Genomic DNA, 301 nt, shown 5'->3' with positions numbered 1-301 from the left:
CGCCCACGCACACTCCATTGATAAAATCTCCCCGTCGAATCATCAAAATAGAGGTTATTTTTGGGGTCACTTGCAATTGCTACGCGCTGCGTTTCATTGGCTTGTATCCAGTTAACCCCTTTTCCTGTACTTGTCTCATCTCCTTCAAACCATGCAAAATAAGTAGCTGGACGAACAGTATCAGCAATTGTGGCGACGCCATTGATATTGCTAGATTGGCTTTGGATAATGCCATGTTTATAGACAAACGGGTCGGTGTCGTTAATCTCTCTCAAAAACAACTCAAAACCAAACATATCAG

At 42.9% G+C, this 301-nt stretch carries 1 protein-coding gene; it reads right to left on the bottom strand.

What is annotated here, in order from left to right:
• On the bottom strand, positions 1–301 hold a 301-nt coding region (locus J8M00_RS28120; RefSeq protein ID WP_211013659.1), incomplete at both ends, for a hypothetical protein.

This window comes from Pseudoalteromonas luteoviolacea (assembly GCF_018100925.1).
GTDB classification, from domain to species: domain Bacteria; phylum Pseudomonadota; class Gammaproteobacteria; order Enterobacterales; family Alteromonadaceae; genus Pseudoalteromonas; species Pseudoalteromonas obscura.
The sequence above is the reverse complement of the archived record's forward strand: the minus strand, read 5'-3'. Positions and strand labels throughout refer to the sequence as shown.